This is a genomic window from Pseudomonas sp. 14P_5.3_Bac1 (assembly GCF_025466135.1).
Classification (GTDB): Bacteria; Pseudomonadota; Gammaproteobacteria; order Pseudomonadales; family Pseudomonadaceae; genus Aquipseudomonas.
In genome coordinates this window covers 1-14,270 of sequence record NZ_JANLOF010000077.1, presented here as the reverse complement: position 1 = coordinate 14,270, position 14,270 = coordinate 1, and the positions used below count along the sequence as shown (strand labels likewise).

Sequence of the window (14,270 nt, the reverse complement as noted above, 5' to 3'; positions counted from 1 at the left end):
ATGGATATCAAGACTGCCCTGAGCCGTATCGTCGGCCATCTGGACCTGAGCACCGCTGAAATGAGCGATGTGATGCGCGAGATCATGACCGGCCAATGCACCGACGCGCAGATCGGCGCGTTCATGATGGCGATGCGCATGAAGAGCGAAAGCATCGACGAAATCGTCGGCGCCGTGTCGGTGATGCGTGAGCTGGCCGACAAGGTCGAACTCAAGACCCTCGACGGCGTGGTCGACGTGGTCGGCACCGGCGGTGACGGTGCGAATATCTTCAACGTATCGACGGCTTCCTCCTTTGTGGTCGCGGCGGCCGGTTGCACCGTGGCCAAGCACGGTAACCGCGCGGTCTCTGGCAAGAGCGGCAGCGCCGACTTGCTGGAAGCGGCCGGGATCTACCTGAACCTGACGCCGGTACAAGTGGCGCGCTGCATCGACAGTGTCGGCATTGGCTTCATGTTTGCCCAATCCCACCACGGTGCGATGAAACACGCCGCCGGCCCGCGCAAGGACCTTGGCCTGCGCACCCTGTTCAACATGCTCGGCCCGCTTACGAATCCGGCCGGTGTGAAACATCAGGTGGTGGGTGTGTTCAGTCAGGCGCTGTGCCGCCCGTTGGCCGAGGTGTTGCAACGCCTGGGCAGCAAGCACGTGCTGGTGGTGCATTCCAAAGACGGTTTGGACGAGTTCAGCCTGGCCGCCCCGACCTTTGTGGCGGAACTGAAGAACGACCAAGTGACCGAGTACTGGGTCGAGCCCGAAGACCTCGGCATGAAAAGCCAGAGCCTGCATGGCCTGGCGGTGGAAAGCCCGGCCGCCTCGCTTGAACTGATTCGGGATGCCCTGGGGCGTCGCAAAACGGAAAACGGCCAGAAAGCTGCCGAAATGATCGTGCTCAATGCCGGCGCGGCACTGTACGCCGCCGATCACGCCTACAGTCTCAAAGAGGGCGTGGCCCTCGCACATGATGCATTGCACACTGGGCTCGCTCGCGAGAAGCTCGAAGAACTGGGTGCCTTTACTGCGGTGTTCAAGATGGAGAATGAAGGATGAGTGTGCCGACCGTTCTGGAAAAAATCCTGGCCCGCAAGGCTGAAGAAGTCGCCGAGCGTCGCGCCCGCGTCAGCCTGGCCGAGTTGGAAGCTCAAGCGAAGATCGCCGATGCGCCGCGTGGTTTTGCCAACGCCCTGATAAAGCAGGCCAAGGACAAGCAGCCCGCGGTCATTGCCGAGATCAAAAAAGCCTCACCCAGCAAGGGCGTAATCCGCGAGCTCTTTAATCCTGAAGACATTGCCAAGAGCTACGAGAAGGGCGGCGCAACCTGCCTGTCGGTACTGACCGATATCGACTTCTTCCAGGGCTGCGACCTGTTCCTGCAACAGGCCCGCGCGGCGTGCAAGTTGCCGGTGATCCGCAAGGATTTCATGGTTGACCCCTACCAGATCGTCGAGGCCCGTGCCTTGGGCGCCGACTGCGTGCTGCTGATCGTCTCTGCACTGGATGACGTGAAGATGGCTGAGTTGGCGGCCGTGGCCAAAAGCGTTGGCCTGGATGTGCTGGTGGAAGTCCACGACGGCAATGAGCTGGAACGTGCACTGAAAACCCTCGATACGCCGTTGGTGGGGGTCAATAACCGTAACCTGCACACCTTCGAAGTTAGCCTCGAAAACACGCTGGACTTGCTGCCGCGTATCCCGCGTGACCGTCTGGTGATCACCGAGAGTGGCATCCTCAACCGCGCTGATGTGGAGCTGATGGAAATCAGCGGTGTGTACTCGTTCCTGGTGGGCGAGACCTTTATGCGCGCCGAGAACCCGGGGGCGGAACTGCAGCGTTTGTTCTTCCCTGAGCGCGGTGTGGCGGTTAGCGGCTCCACATTAGACTGATTTGGAATGCGGTCAAAAATGTGAGAGCGGGCTTGTGTGGGAGCTGGCTTGCCTGCGATAGCATCACCTGGGTGTAACTGATACACCGAGGTGCCTGTCTCGCAGGCAAGCCAGCTCCCACATTAGTTTTGTGTCTATCCAGAGAAGTAGGTGTTTGATGATTCAACCCCTATCGATGACCGTCGAAGCAGGCCTCGCTGCCGAACAAGACCTGTTGGCGGCCGTTTGCGCTGGCGAGCGAGCGTTCGGGCTGCTGTTCTGGCAGCCCAGCGACCAAGCACTGGTCATGCCGCGTCGCTTGAGCCGCTTGCCCGCGTTTGAAGCCGCGAGCCACGTATCAGCCGATGCCGGTTGGCCGGTATTGCTACGTGAAACCGGCGGCGAGCCGGTGCCGCAGTCTGGCGCTACCGTCAATATCGCCCTGGTTTACGCGCCGCCGCGCAGCGAAGGTGATCAAGGGCGCATCGAAACCGGTTATCAGCGCTTGTGCCAGCCGATCTGCGACTTATTGATTGAGTTGGGCGGTGACGCGTCTGTCGGTGAAGTCGACGGAGCGTTTTGCGACGGTCGTTACAACGTCAACCTCAACGGTCGCAAGATGGTGGGCACCGCCCAGCGCTGGCGACAGAGCGGCGGCCGCCCGGTGGGGTTGGTGCACGGCGCCCTGTTGCTGGATGACGATCGCGAAGAATTGATTGCAGCGGTCAACCGTTTCAATGAAGCCTGCGGCCTCGACCAGCGCGTACGTGCCGACAGCCATATCGCGCTGCATGAAGCCTTTCCCGCGCCGGATGCGATCAGCCGGCTGGATACCTTGTACCGTCAAATGCTGGCCGGCTTCCTGCCGGGTTAACGCGTACCGAACACCACCATGGTCTTGCCTTTGACGTGCACCAGGTTGCGCTCTTCCAGGTCCTTGAGTACGCGACCGACCATTTCCCGTGAGCAGCCGACAATGCGCCCGATTTCCTGGCGCGTGACTTTGATCTGCATGCCGTCCGGATGGGTCATGGCATCCGGTTGCTTGCACAGCTCCAGCAGGCAGCGGGCCACGCGGCCGGTGACGTCAAAGAACGCCAGGTCACCGACTTTGCGCGTGGTGTCGCGCAGGCGCTGGGCAATCTGGCCGCTCAGGGCGTAAAGGATGTCGGGATCATGCTGGGCCAATTCGCGGAATTTCGCGTAACTGATTTCGGCAACGTCGCATTCAATCTTGGCGCGCACCCAGGCGCTGCGTTCCTGCTCTTTGCCGGCTTGTTCGAACAGCCCCAACTCCCCGAAGAAATCGCCGGTATTGAGGTAGGCGATGATCATCTCGCGACCGTCTTCATCCTCGATCAGGATGGTGACCGAGCCTTTGATGATGAAGAACAGTGTTTCGGAACGTTCGCCCGCGCAGATGATGTTGTGCTTGGCCGGATAACGTCGGCGCTGGCAGTGCATCAGCAGCTTGTCGAGATTCTTGATCTTGGGTGTGGGAGTAAGAGCAACCATGGTTGTATCCCGGAAAGACTGCACGGTGTGGTTGGATTTATTTTTTTATCCAGCGATGTCGGCATTGATACACGCTGTACAAAGGATGGCAATGCGCCATTGAATTGGCGCCAGCTTACCAGACACATTCTGCCTCGATTAAGGAATTTACCGAGCAAACGCTGTCATTGATCGCTTTGCAGGCAGGACGCTGCGGTTCCAAGGCCCTGTGCTAAGCTGGCGACCCTTTTTTAGCAGTGGAGTCTGGGCGATGAAGGCACGCATCCAATGGGCGGGCGAAGCCATGTTCCTCGGTGAGTCGGGCAGTGGCCATGTGGTGGTCATGGATGGCCCGCCGGAAGCCGGCGGCCGTAACCTGGGCGTACGTCCGATGGAAATGCTCCTGCTGGGTGTCGGCGGTTGCAGCAATTTCGACGTGGTCAGCATCCTGAAGAAATCCCGCCAGGCCGTGGAAAGCTGCGAAGCCTTCCTGGAAGCCGAGCGCGCCACTGAAGACCCGAAGGTGTTCACCAAGATCCACATGCATTTCGTGGTGAAGGGCCGGGCGCTGAAAGAAGCGCAGGTCAAGCGTGCCATCGAGCTGTCGGCCGAGAAGTATTGCTCGGCGTCGATCATGCTGGGCGCGGCCGGTGTGGCAATCACTCATGATTATGAAATCATCGAGTTGGGTTGATCGCCAAACGGCAAAAGAAAAGGGCGCCTGTGTGGTGCCCTTTTTTGTGACTCAGATTCAATGCACTTAGATGCGATAGGTGCTCTTGGTCATGACTTTGGCCAACAGGCTCATGCCAAACCGCACCGGTGCCGGGAAGCGGAACCCCCCCGCATCCAGTGCGCTTTCTGCGTGGTGTTCTTCATCGATGCGCATCTGCTCGAGGATGGCCCGGGACTTTTCATCCTCGGCCGGCAGCTGTTCCAGGTGTTCATCCAAATGCTTGCACACCTGATGTTCCGTCGCAGCGACAAAGCCCAGGCTGACCTTGTCACTGATCAGGCCGGCAGCGGCGCCGATACCAAACGACAAACCGTAAAACAGTGGGTTCAGCACGCTCGTATGGCTGCCCAACTGACGAATGCGCTGCTCACACCAGGCCAGGTGGTCGATTTCTTCCTCGGCGGCATGTTCCATCGCCGCACGCACCTGCGGCAGCTTGGCGGTCAGCGCCTGGCCCTGGTACAGCGCCTGGGCACAGACTTCGCCGGTATGGTTGATGCGCATCAGGCCGACGACGTGGCGGGTGTCGGTCTTGCTCATCTGCGAATCCGGCTGCACGATTGCGGGCGATGGGCGGTACGGTTGGCCGCTGAACGGCAACAGCGTGCGCATGGCCATGTCGGCTTGCAGCAACAGACGATCAATCGGCGAGTAGTGACGTTGGGTAGTCATGCTGACCTCCGGGAAGAATCTCGGCGGCCAGTTTACCGCAAGAGAGGGCGAAGCGTTTGCGCTGAGTCAAGGGCATGAAGTCGCAGCCCTGGGCCGCGACCTCTGCAGGAAGGCTGATCAGCCCGGTGGCCAGTTCATCTGGCGCTGCCCCAGCACGTGCATATGAATGTGATAAACGGTCTGCCCGCCTTCTTCATTGCAGTTCATCACCACGCGAAAGCCTTTCTCGCAGCCCTGTTCCACAGCCAGACGCTGAGCGGTAAACAGAATATGGCCAGCCAGGGCTTTATCGTCTTCGGTGAGGTCATTGAGGGTGCGGATCGGCTTTTTTGGAATGACCAGAAAATGCACGGGCGCCATCGGGGCAATGTCGTGGAAAGCGAGGACCTGGTCATCTTCATAGATGATCTTCGCCGGTATTTCCCTGTTGATGATCTTGGTGAACAGAGTATCCACAGCTTTTTCTCCATTGTGAAAGTGCAGGGGAGTGTACCCAGGCCGTCAACGTGGGCAATAGGCCTTGTTGATGGCGCCGGCAATCTTGCGCGTCAGCCAGCGGGGGCTCAGGCGTGGGCTGAACGCCAGCCAACGGTTACGCCGCCCGGGAATGATGATGGCTTTGTTTCTTTCCAAGGCCCGCACGGTATAGAGCGCGACTTCTTCCGGGCTCATCAGTTGTTGGCTGCGGTCGAGTTTGGCGGTGTCCATTTGCGCGGTACCAAAAAAGGCTGTGCGCGTAGGGCCAGGGCACAGCACCGAGACCTTGATGCCACAGGTCTTCAATTCTTCGCGCAGCCCTTCGGAGAAGTGCAGCACATACGCCTTGCTGGCGTAATAGCTGCTCATCCAGGGGCCCGGCTGAAACGCGGCGACCGAAGCAACGTTCAGAATCTGCCCGCCGCCATGCAGCGCCATGGCATTGCCCAGGGCATGGCACATACGGGTCAGGGCCAGGATGTTGACTTCGATCAGGTCTTGTTCGGTCATCCAGTCCTGGGCCAGGAATGGTCCGCTGGTGCCGATGCCGGCGCAGTTGACCAGCAGATCGATCTGCCGCTCGCCCTCTTCAAGCTCCAGCAGGAACCCGGACAAGCGCAGCGGTTCGCCCAGATCGCAGGCGCGAAACAACACCTCGACGCCGAAGCGTTGAGTCAATTCGATTGCAATGCTTTCCAACTGATCACGCTGGCGGGCCACCAGAATCAAGCTGCGGCCGCGACGGGCCAATGCTTCGGCCAAGGCCAGGCCAATGCCGCTGGAGGCACCGGTGATCAGAGCGTAACGGGTCATGCCTTTCTCCATCGCAACGCCGCCGGGCCTGTGACAGAGGCATCACAGGCGCCGGGCGTTTCTCACTGTTCTGGAGAGTCTACAGGTTCGGCTGCGTCGTCAGCACTTTGCGCGCCGTCTTCTTCATCAACGATGACGCTTTGATCGGTGTCGTCATCGGCATTGATGGAGCTGCTTTCGTAGCTATTGCTCATGTTGGCTTCGAGTTGATTCAGGTAGCCGTTCATGCCCAGTGTGACCAGGATGGCGAGCATCACCGGAATGAACGCCAGCCACAAGGTAGCCAGCACCTTCACCGCAGTGGAGTTGCGTGGTGGCGGAGGGCCGTATTGGTTGGCACCTGGATTACCGGGCAGCACCAGCAGCAACAGCGGGAAAATGCTGTTCACAAATGGCACCAGGTTCAGGAAATACAGCCAGCCAGACCAGCCCAGATCGTGCAGGCGTTGCACGCCGATTTGCACGCTGACCCAGACCAGCGCAACAAACAACGCGAAACCCAGCAGCGCGCCGAGAATAGCGCCGGCTGTTGGCGAGGCGGTGGCCACGGCGAAACTGGCGGTGCTGATGATGCCCGCGGCGACCAGCATGGCGAGGGTCAATACCAGCGTCCAGGCCAGGTAGCGCAGGCGACCGATACGCCCGTGAATGGTGAAAACCTTGAGCGTTGCGAATGCCTCGGTGTTGTCCCCCACGGCTGCACGGGGTGGCGCGTAAGGCGAGGAGGCGGCGCGCGAAAAATCAGCGGCGCTGGTCTGCGTTTCGTGGGTTTCGGCAAGGCTGAACGCCACGGGTTGTTCATCTTCGATGCGGGCATCAACACCGGCGTTTTTCAGCGCCGTCAGGTAGGTCTCGGCATCGGCGCGCGACAGGTCACGCTTGAGCGCAACCGGGCGTCCGGTGAAGAGCTTTTCGATCGACTCGACATCGCTCTTGAACAGCTCGGCCAGGTTGAGTTTGGCCGTGGTGCTTTCGACACCCGGGAGCAAGGCTCCGTCAAACACGATCTTGAAACGGTTGTCGCTCATGCGGGCATCCTTGTCACTGGTAAAGGAGGGGAGTTGCCGGCCCGCTTCAATCGGCAGGCCTGGCGAGTGTATCAGCGTGGCCAGCGCAGTTGTGTCGCCTGTTCGCGGGCCTTGCGGTATTCGGCATCCAGGCGGGCAATCAGTTCATCGACGCCGGGCAGATCATCAATCTCACCGACGCCCTGGCCCGCAGACCACACCGTTTTCCATGCCTTGGCCTCGTCGCTCAACGGCTTGAGCTTGGAGCCGAAGTTGACTTCGCCTTTGCCCTGTAAGGCTGCGAGGTCGAAACCGGCGTTTTCCAGGCTCTGGCGCATAAAGCTGGCGGGCACGCCGGACACAGCGGGAGTGTGCACGATGTCGGCAGCACGCGATGTGAGCAGCATCTCTTTATACGCATCCGGGGCATGGCTTTCAGTGGTGCCGATAAAGCGTGTACCGAAGTAAGCGAGGTCTGCGCCTAACAACTGGGCGGCGAGGATCTCGTGGCCATGGTTGAGGCAGCCTGCCAACAGCAGGGTTTTGTCGAAGAACTGTCGAATCTCGGCGATCAGCGCGAACGGACTCCAGGTGCCGGCATGGCCACCGGCGCCTGCAGCCACGGCGATCAGGCCGTCGACACCGGCCTCTGCGGCTTTCTCGGCGTGGCGCCGCGTGGTGACGTCGTGAAACACCAGACCGCCGTAGCTGTGCACGGCATCGACCAGTTCTTTCACCGCACCCAGGCTGGTGATGACGATCGGCACTTTGTGCGCCACACAGATCGCCAGATCGGCCTCCAGGCGAGGGTTGCTGTTGTGCACGATCAGGTTGACGGCATACGGCGCGGGGTTATCCAGCTGCGCCAGGCCTGCTTCGACTTCTTCCAGCCAGGCCTTGAAGCCGCTGCTTTCACGTTGGTTCAGTGCCGGGAAACTCCCGACCACGCCATTGCGACAGCAGGCCAGTACCAGTTGCGGGTTGGAAATCAGGAACATCGGCGCTGCCACCACGGGCAGGCGCAGACGTTGTTCAAGCAAAGCGGGCAGCGACATTGGAGGTACCCCGAGTGATTGAAGTTAGAACGGTTTGACCACGACCAAAATTACGATAGCCAGCAATATCAGAACCGGTACTTCATTGAACCAGCGATAAAAGACATGGCTGCGGGTGTTTTCGCCACGGGCAAAGCGTTTTACCTGTGCGCCGCACATATGGTGGTAACCGATGAGCAGCACCACCAGAGTCAGTTTGGCGTGGATCCAGGCACCGGATTGAAAGATCGCAGGGTTGAGGTAGATCAGCCAGCCGCCGAATATCAGCGTGGCGATCATCGCCGGGCCCATGATGCCGCGGTAGAGCTTGCGCTCCATGACGCTGAAGCGTTCCTTGCTGACGGTGTCTTCACTTTGGGCGTGATAGACGAACAGGCGTGGCAGGTAGAACAGCCCGGCAAACCAGCAGACGATGGCGACGATGTGGAAGGCTTTGATCCATAGATAGAGCATTTCTAGTTATTCCCAGGTTCACGGTAACTGAAGATAGTAGTGGCTCATGCGCCCGTACGTCACGTTGACGGTTGTCGCAGGACGATGTGGCCCCTATTATCGACGGCTTTCCAGTGGGTTCGTTGAGGGCAGGTTTATGGTCAAGGTCGGTATCGTCGGCGGCACGGGTTACACCGGTGTCGAATTGCTGCGTCTGTTGGCTCAGCATCCGCAAGCTGAGGTGGTGGTTATCACTTCCCGATCCGAGGCCGGGCTGGCCGTGGCCGATATGTACCCGAACCTGCGAGGCCACTACGACGGCCTGGCGTTCAGCGTGCCGGACATCAAGACCCTTGGCGCCTGTGACGTGGTGTTTTTCGCGACGCCTCACGGGGTGGCGCATGCACTGGCCGGTGAACTGCTGGCGGCGGGCACCAAGGTCATCGACCTGTCGGCCGATTTCCGTCTGCAGGATGCTGACGAATGGGCCAAGTGGTACGGCCAGCCGCACGGCGCGCCTCAATTGCTGGAAGAGGCGGTATACGGTCTGCCTGAAGTCAATCGCGAGCAGATCAAGCAAGCACGCCTGATCGCGGTGCCGGGTTGCTATCCGACTGCCACGCAGTTGGGTTTCCTGCCATTGCTCGAAGCCGGGCTGGCGGACACTTCGCGCCTGATCGCAGACTGCAAGTCGGGTGTGAGCGGCGCCGGTCGCGGGGCAGCTGTAGGTTCGCTGTACTCCGAAACGTCGGAAAGCATGAAGGCCTATGCGGTAAAAGGGCACCGCCACTTGCCGGAAATTCGTCAAGGGCTGCGGCGTGCTGCTGGCAAGGATGTCGGTCTGACGTTCGTGCCGCACCTGACGCCGATGATTCGTGGCATTCACTCCACGCTGTACGCAACCGTGGTCGATCGTTCGGTAGATCTGCAGGCGCTGTTTGAAAAGCGGTATGCCAACGAACCGTTCGTCGATGTAATGCCAGCTGGCAGCCATCCGGAAACCCGCAGCGTGCGCGGTGCCAACGTTTGCCGCATCGCCGTGCACCGTCCCCAGGATGGCGACCTGGTGGTGGTGTTGTCGGTCATCGACAACCTGGTCAAGGGCGCCTCGGGCCAGGCGGTGCAGAACCTGAACATCCTGTTTGGTCTGGATGAGAAGCTGGGCCTGTCCCACGCGGGCATGCTGCCGTAAGGCTTGACTGCTGGTGTGCAAAAGGCCCGTTGATCGGGCCTTTTGTGTTTTTAATGGCGGCAACGCAGATTGATATACCGTAACAATAGTTGACCGCTTTTCTAGGAGAAGCGGATAATGCCCGCCATTACGCATATGGCGGCGGTACGCCGGGAGATTATCAGCATGAGCGTTGAGTCCTTCACCCCCACGGCTTTGCAATTCACCCACGGTGCTGCGCACAAGGTGAAGAGCCTGGTCGATGAAGAGGGTAATGATCGCTTGAAGCTGCGCGTATTTGTTACGGGCGGCGGTTGTTCAGGGTTTCAGTACGGTTTTACCTTCGATGAAGATGTGGCCGATGATGACACTATCGTCGAGCGCGAAGGCGTCAGCCTGGTCGTGGACCCGATGAGCTTCCAATACCTGGCAGGTGCCGAGGTGGATTATCAGGAAGGTCTGGAAGGTTCGCGTTTCGTGATCAAGAACCCGAATGCCACCACGACATGTGGGTGCGGGTCTTCGTTCTCGATCTGATCCACGGCAGATAAAAAACGCCGCTTGGCTTTGAAAGCCAAGCGGCGTTTTGCTGTCTGGGAGTTAGGCCGGGTAAATCGCGCCCAGTACCCGCAGCCCGCGTGCGCCGGTGACGCTGGGGCGGTTGGCGGCAATGCCTTCAAGGCAGCAATGGGCCAGCCAGGCGAAGGCCATGGCTTCGACCCAGTCGGGATCGACGCCATAAGTGGCGGTGCTGCTGACTTGGGTGGACGGCAGCAGCGCCGCCAGACGGTTCATCAGTGTGGCGTTATGCGCGCCGCCACCACAGACCAGTAGCGTTTCAGTCTCGGACTGTGCAGTTTGCAAGGATTCAACGATGGTCAGCGCCGTGAGTTCAAGCAGGGTTGCCTGTACGTCCTGAGGCTTAAACGTGGGCAGTGTGCCAAGGTGGTGCTGCAGCCAGCTCAGGTTGAAGACTTCACGTCCGGTACTTTTCGGGCCTTGGGTGAGGAAGAAGGGGTCGCTGAGTAGGCGGCTGAGCAACTGAGGCTCAACCTTGCCACTGGCGGCCCACTGGCCGTCACGGTCAAAGTGCTCGCCGCGCTGTTGGTGAATCCAGGCATCCAGCAAGACGTTTCCGGGGCCGCAGTCGAAGCCGGCCACCGGTTTGCCGGTCTCGATCAGGCTGAGGTTGCTGAACCCGCCAACGTTTAATACGGCACGGTTGCCGGTACGCTCACCGAACAACGCTTCATGAAAGGCCGGCACGAGCGGCGCGCCCTGGCCGCCGGCGGCGACGTCGCGGCTGCGGAAGTCGCTGACCACGGTGATGCCTGTCAGCTCGGTGAGCAGCGCAGGGTTACCGATCTGCACGGTAAAGCCGCGGGCCGGCTCGTGGCGGATCGTCTGCCCGTGGCTGCCAATGGCGCGAATGTCTTCGGGCTTGAGGTTCTGCTGTTGCAGCAAGGCATGGATGCCTTGGGCGGCGAGCGTTACCCAGTGTTGCTGGGCAATCGCTGAACGGGCGATCTCGTCCGGGCCGCTGGCGCACAGGCTTAGCAACTCGGCGCGCAGGGTCTCGGGCATCGGGATGTAGTGCGTGGCGATCAAGTTGATCGCCGGGTCTTGTTCGATCAGGGCGATATCCAGGCCATCAAGGCTGGTCCCGGACATCACACCTATATAGCGCGGCATACCTTAGCGCTTCGCCGAGGCCAGCAGGGTAGAGCGCTCCTGGTCCATGCGGGCCATCAACGGCTGGCTTTGCTGCAGGAAGCGTGCGCGCTCGGCTTTGGCGATCGGGTCGGCCATTGGCAGCTTCTGGCCCAATGGATCGACGTGGACGCCATTTACCTGGAATTCATAGTGCAAGTGCGGCCCAGTGGACAGCCCAGTGGTGCCAATGTAGCCGATCACCTGGCCTTGCTTGACGTTGCTGCCTGTGGATACGCCTTTGGCGAACCCTTGCATGTGGCCATACAGCGTGCGGTAGGTGTTGCCGTGCTGGATGATCACGGTATTGCCGTAGCCACCGCGACGCCCAGCCAGCAGCACCTTGCCATCGCCGGCTGCTTTGATCGGCGTGCCACGCGGGGCGGCATAGTCGACGCCTTTGTGAGCGCGGATCTTGTTGAGGATCGGGTGTTTGCGGCCCATGGAGAAACGCGAGCTGATGCGGGCGAAGTCTACCGGCGTACGGATGAAGGCCTTGCGCATGCTGTTGCCATCAGCCGTGTAGTAGCTGGTGTTGCCTTGTTTGTTGGTATAGCGAACGGCGGTGTAGGTCTTGCCACGATTGGTGAAGCGCGCGGAAAGGATGGCGCCGGTGCCGACCACTTTGCCGTTGGCGACTTTCTGCTCGTAGATCACGTCGAATTCGTCGCCTTGGCGAATGTCCTGAGCGAAGTCGATGTCATAGCCAAACACACTGGCCATGTCCATGGTCATGCTGTGGGACAAGCCCGCGCGGGCGGCCGATTGCGACAGCGAACTGTTGATCACGCCATGTATGTAGGCCGAGCGCATCACCGGTTTGGTGGTGACGCGGTTGAAGGCAAAGCCTTTGGCGCCTTTGGTCAGCGTGATGCTTTCGAGGTCGCTGACATTGCTGTGCAGGTTGTTCAGCTGGCCGTTGGGTGCCAACTCGAACTGAAGCTTCTGCCCGTGCTTGAGTTGAGTGAATTGCTTGGCTTGTTTATCGCTGGCCAGCACCTCATTAACAGTAGAGGCGGGCAGGCCCACTTTCTCGAACAGCGTCGAGAGAGTGTCGCCTTTGGCCACGATCACTTCGCGGTGCAGGGAATTCTTGGTCGCGACGGGCGCAGGCGGCTCTTGAGTGGCGTGTTGAGTGTCTTCGGGAGTGCTTTCTATCTGCGCAAAGGGTGATTCAGTGGGTGCATTTGTGGCTTGTTGCGCGTCGGCAGCGTCTTGATCTTGTGTCAGTTGTTCAACGGGACTTTCCAGGTCAAGGCTCAGGGATGTTCGTTTGGCTTCTACGTCACTGGAAGGGAATACCAGGAGTGCCAGGCTGAGAAGAGCGGCGATACCACTTGCGGCGAGCAGGTGGGTCTTCGGGTAAAGCGGCGGCGCTTTAGACGGTTCTGTGGTCATAAGTAATTTTGACTTTGAAGATGAAATGGAAAAGATGAATGACATGATGAAGATGAAATAACTGTATAAAATATAACCAAATCATCTGTGGCGCAAGCTTGCGAATGCTGGGCTTGCTGAACGGTGTCCGTGCGCAGGGCAAAACTTGTAATTAGTCCCTGATCTTGTATGGTTGGTTCCCTTTTGAATCTGAGCCTTGCGGGTCTGTTATGAAGTCGGTTGAAGAGCAGCTAGCGCTGATAAAACGTGGTGCGGAAGAACTGTTGGTCGAGGCCGAGCTGATCGAAAAGCTCAAGCGTGGCCAACCCCTGCGTATTAAGGCTGGCTTCGATCCAACGGCGCCGGATCTGCACCTGGGCCACACCGTGCTTATTAATAAGCTGCGTCAGTTCCAGGAGCTGGGGCATCAAGTCATCTTCCTTATAGGTGACTTCACCGGGATGATCGGTGATCCAAGCGGCAAGAGCGCGACGCGCCCGCCGCTGACCCGTGAGCAGGTTCTCGATAATGCCGAGACCTACAAGACTCAGGTGTTCAAGATTCTCGATCCGGCCAAGACCGAAGTGGCCTTCAACTCCACCTGGATGGACCAGATGGGGCCGGCTGACTTTATCCGCCTGACATCCCAGTACACCGTGGCACGCATGCTTGAGCGCGATGACTTCGACAAGCGCTACTCCACTAATCAGCCGATCGCGATTCACGAGTTCCTGTACCCGCTGGTTCAAGGGTATGACTCGGTGGCGTTGCGCGCGGACGTTGAGTTGGGGGGTACCGATCAGAAGTTCAACCTGCTGATGGGGCGTGAGCTGCAGCGTGCGTATGGGCAAGAGGCGCAGTGCATTCTGACCATGCCGTTGCTGGAGGGGTTGGATGGCGTCAAGAAGATGTCCAAGTCCTTGGGTAACTATGTAGGCATCCAGGAAGCGCCGGGTGTGATGTACGGCAAGCTGGTTTCGATTCCGGATGCGTTGATGTGGCGTTACTTCGAGCTGTTGAGTTTCCGCTCGATGGACGAGATCAATGCGCTGCGTGCTGATGTCGAGGCGGGTGCCAATCCGCGTGACGTGAAGATCAAGTTGGCCGAAGAGATTGTGGCGCGCTTTCATGGTGAAGAGGCTGCGGCAAGTGCTCACCGTGCGGCAGGCAATCGCATGAAGGATGGCGAGTTACCGGATGATCTGCCGGAGATCGAACTGACTGCTGCTGAAGCTATGCCGATCGCTGCTGTCCTTAATAAGGCTGGCCTGGTGAAGAACTCGGCGGTTGCGCGTGACCTGCTGGGTTCCGGCGGCGTGCGTATAGATGGTGAGGTTGTTGATCGCACCTTTATATACGAGCTGGGGGCTACCCACGTTTGCCAGGCAGGTAAGAAGGCATTTGCGCGTATTACGCTTAAATCCGAATAAACCTGAAATTAAGTGTTGACGGCGTTTTATATCT

General features: G+C 59.4%; 16 protein-coding genes. 7 read left to right on the top strand and 9 right to left on the bottom strand.

Annotated features, from left to right (window positions below; all coding sequences use genetic code 11):
• From trpD to NTD89_RS20210, 3 genes are all read left to right on the top strand, one after another.
• Complete coding sequence (gene trpD / locus NTD89_RS20220) at window positions 1–1,050, top strand: anthranilate phosphoribosyltransferase (protein ID WP_010206948.1); 1,050 nt, start codon at window positions 1–3, stop codon at window positions 1,048–1,050.
• On the top strand, window positions 1,047–1,883 hold the full coding sequence (gene trpC, locus NTD89_RS20215; protein ID WP_145157423.1) for an indole-3-glycerol phosphate synthase TrpC: 837 nt from the start codon (window positions 1,047–1,049) through the stop codon (window positions 1,881–1,883). The genes trpD and trpC overlap by 4 nt, the downstream gene beginning before the upstream one ends.
• A 157-nt stretch (window positions 1,884–2,040) precedes the next feature.
• Window positions 2,041–2,736: a biotin/lipoate A/B protein ligase family protein gene (locus NTD89_RS20210; protein WP_262209306.1), complete on the top strand. Its 696-nt coding sequence runs from the start codon at window positions 2,041–2,043 to the stop codon at window positions 2,734–2,736.
• Here NTD89_RS20210 and crp read toward each other — a convergent pair.
• On the bottom strand, window positions 2,733–3,377 hold the full coding sequence (crp, locus tag NTD89_RS20205; RefSeq protein WP_106575498.1) for a cAMP-activated global transcriptional regulator CRP: 645 nt from the start codon (window positions 3,375–3,377) through the stop codon (window positions 2,733–2,735). The genes NTD89_RS20210 and crp overlap by 4 nt on opposite strands.
• Before the next feature lie 250 nt (window positions 3,378–3,627).
• On the opposite strand from crp, the gene NTD89_RS20200 reads away from it, so the two are divergent.
• Window positions 3,628–4,050 carry an OsmC family protein gene (locus tag NTD89_RS20200; RefSeq protein ID WP_005792019.1) on the top strand — a complete coding sequence of 141 codons (423 nt, stop codon included), beginning with the start codon at window positions 3,628–3,630 and terminating at the stop codon, window positions 4,048–4,050.
• 66 nt (window positions 4,051–4,116) lie between these two features.
• On the opposite strand, the gene coq7 is transcribed toward NTD89_RS20200, so the two are convergent.
• The 6 genes from coq7 to hemJ form a co-directional block, all read right to left on the bottom strand.
• Window positions 4,117–4,764 carry a 2-polyprenyl-3-methyl-6-methoxy-1,4-benzoquinone monooxygenase gene (coq7, locus tag NTD89_RS20195; protein WP_262209304.1) on the bottom strand — a complete coding sequence of 216 codons (648 nt, stop codon included), beginning with the start codon at window positions 4,762–4,764 and terminating at the stop codon, window positions 4,117–4,119.
• Between the two features lie 117 nt (window positions 4,765–4,881).
• Window positions 4,882–5,220, bottom strand: coding sequence for a histidine triad nucleotide-binding protein (locus tag NTD89_RS20190; protein WP_106575496.1), 339 nt, complete (start codon window positions 5,218–5,220; stop codon window positions 4,882–4,884).
• A gap of 45 nt (window positions 5,221–5,265) precedes the next feature.
• Window positions 5,266–6,054, bottom strand: coding sequence for an SDR family NAD(P)-dependent oxidoreductase (locus tag NTD89_RS20185; protein ID WP_145157415.1), 789 nt, complete (start codon window positions 6,052–6,054; stop codon window positions 5,266–5,268).
• A 62-nt stretch (window positions 6,055–6,116) separates the two neighbouring features.
• Window positions 6,117–7,082: a DUF805 domain-containing protein gene (locus NTD89_RS20180; protein WP_262209301.1), complete on the bottom strand. Its 966-nt coding sequence runs from the start codon at window positions 7,080–7,082 to the stop codon at window positions 6,117–6,119.
• 71 nt (window positions 7,083–7,153) lie between these two features.
• Complete coding sequence (locus NTD89_RS20175; protein ID WP_262209299.1) at window positions 7,154–8,116, bottom strand: NAD(P)H-dependent flavin oxidoreductase; 963 nt, start codon at window positions 8,114–8,116, stop codon at window positions 7,154–7,156.
• A gap of 24 nt (window positions 8,117–8,140) precedes the next feature.
• On the bottom strand, window positions 8,141–8,569 hold the full coding sequence (hemJ, locus tag NTD89_RS20170) for a protoporphyrinogen oxidase HemJ (protein ID WP_119737710.1): 429 nt from the start codon (window positions 8,567–8,569) through the stop codon (window positions 8,141–8,143).
• Window positions 8,570–8,705: 136 nt separating this feature from the next.
• On the opposite strand from hemJ, the gene argC reads away from it, so the two are divergent.
• Both argC and erpA read left to right on the top strand, forming a co-directional pair.
• Window positions 8,706–9,740: an N-acetyl-gamma-glutamyl-phosphate reductase gene (gene argC, locus NTD89_RS20165; RefSeq protein ID WP_145157408.1), complete on the top strand. Its 1,035-nt coding sequence runs from the start codon at window positions 8,706–8,708 to the stop codon at window positions 9,738–9,740.
• A gap of 165 nt (window positions 9,741–9,905) precedes the next feature.
• Window positions 9,906–10,256, top strand: coding sequence for an iron-sulfur cluster insertion protein ErpA (gene erpA / locus NTD89_RS20160; RefSeq protein ID WP_003176443.1), 351 nt, complete (start codon window positions 9,906–9,908; stop codon window positions 10,254–10,256).
• Window positions 10,257–10,319: 63 nt separating this feature from the next.
• On the opposite strand, the gene NTD89_RS20155 is transcribed toward erpA, so the two are convergent.
• Together NTD89_RS20155 and NTD89_RS20150 are read right to left on the bottom strand one after the other, a co-directional pair.
• On the bottom strand, window positions 10,320–11,411 hold the full coding sequence (locus tag NTD89_RS20155; protein WP_262209297.1) for an anhydro-N-acetylmuramic acid kinase: 1,092 nt from the start codon (window positions 11,409–11,411) through the stop codon (window positions 10,320–10,322).
• 3 nt (window positions 11,412–11,414) lie between these two features.
• Window positions 11,415–12,827, bottom strand: a complete 1,413-nt coding sequence (locus tag NTD89_RS20150) for a peptidoglycan DD-metalloendopeptidase family protein (RefSeq protein ID WP_262209296.1) — start codon at window positions 12,825–12,827, stop codon at window positions 11,415–11,417.
• Between the two features lie 209 nt (window positions 12,828–13,036).
• On the opposite strand from NTD89_RS20150, the gene tyrS reads away from it, so the two are divergent.
• Complete coding sequence (gene tyrS, locus NTD89_RS20145) at window positions 13,037–14,236, top strand: tyrosine--tRNA ligase (RefSeq protein WP_145157402.1); 1,200 nt, start codon at window positions 13,037–13,039, stop codon at window positions 14,234–14,236.
• Window positions 14,237–14,270 lie beyond the last annotated feature (34 nt).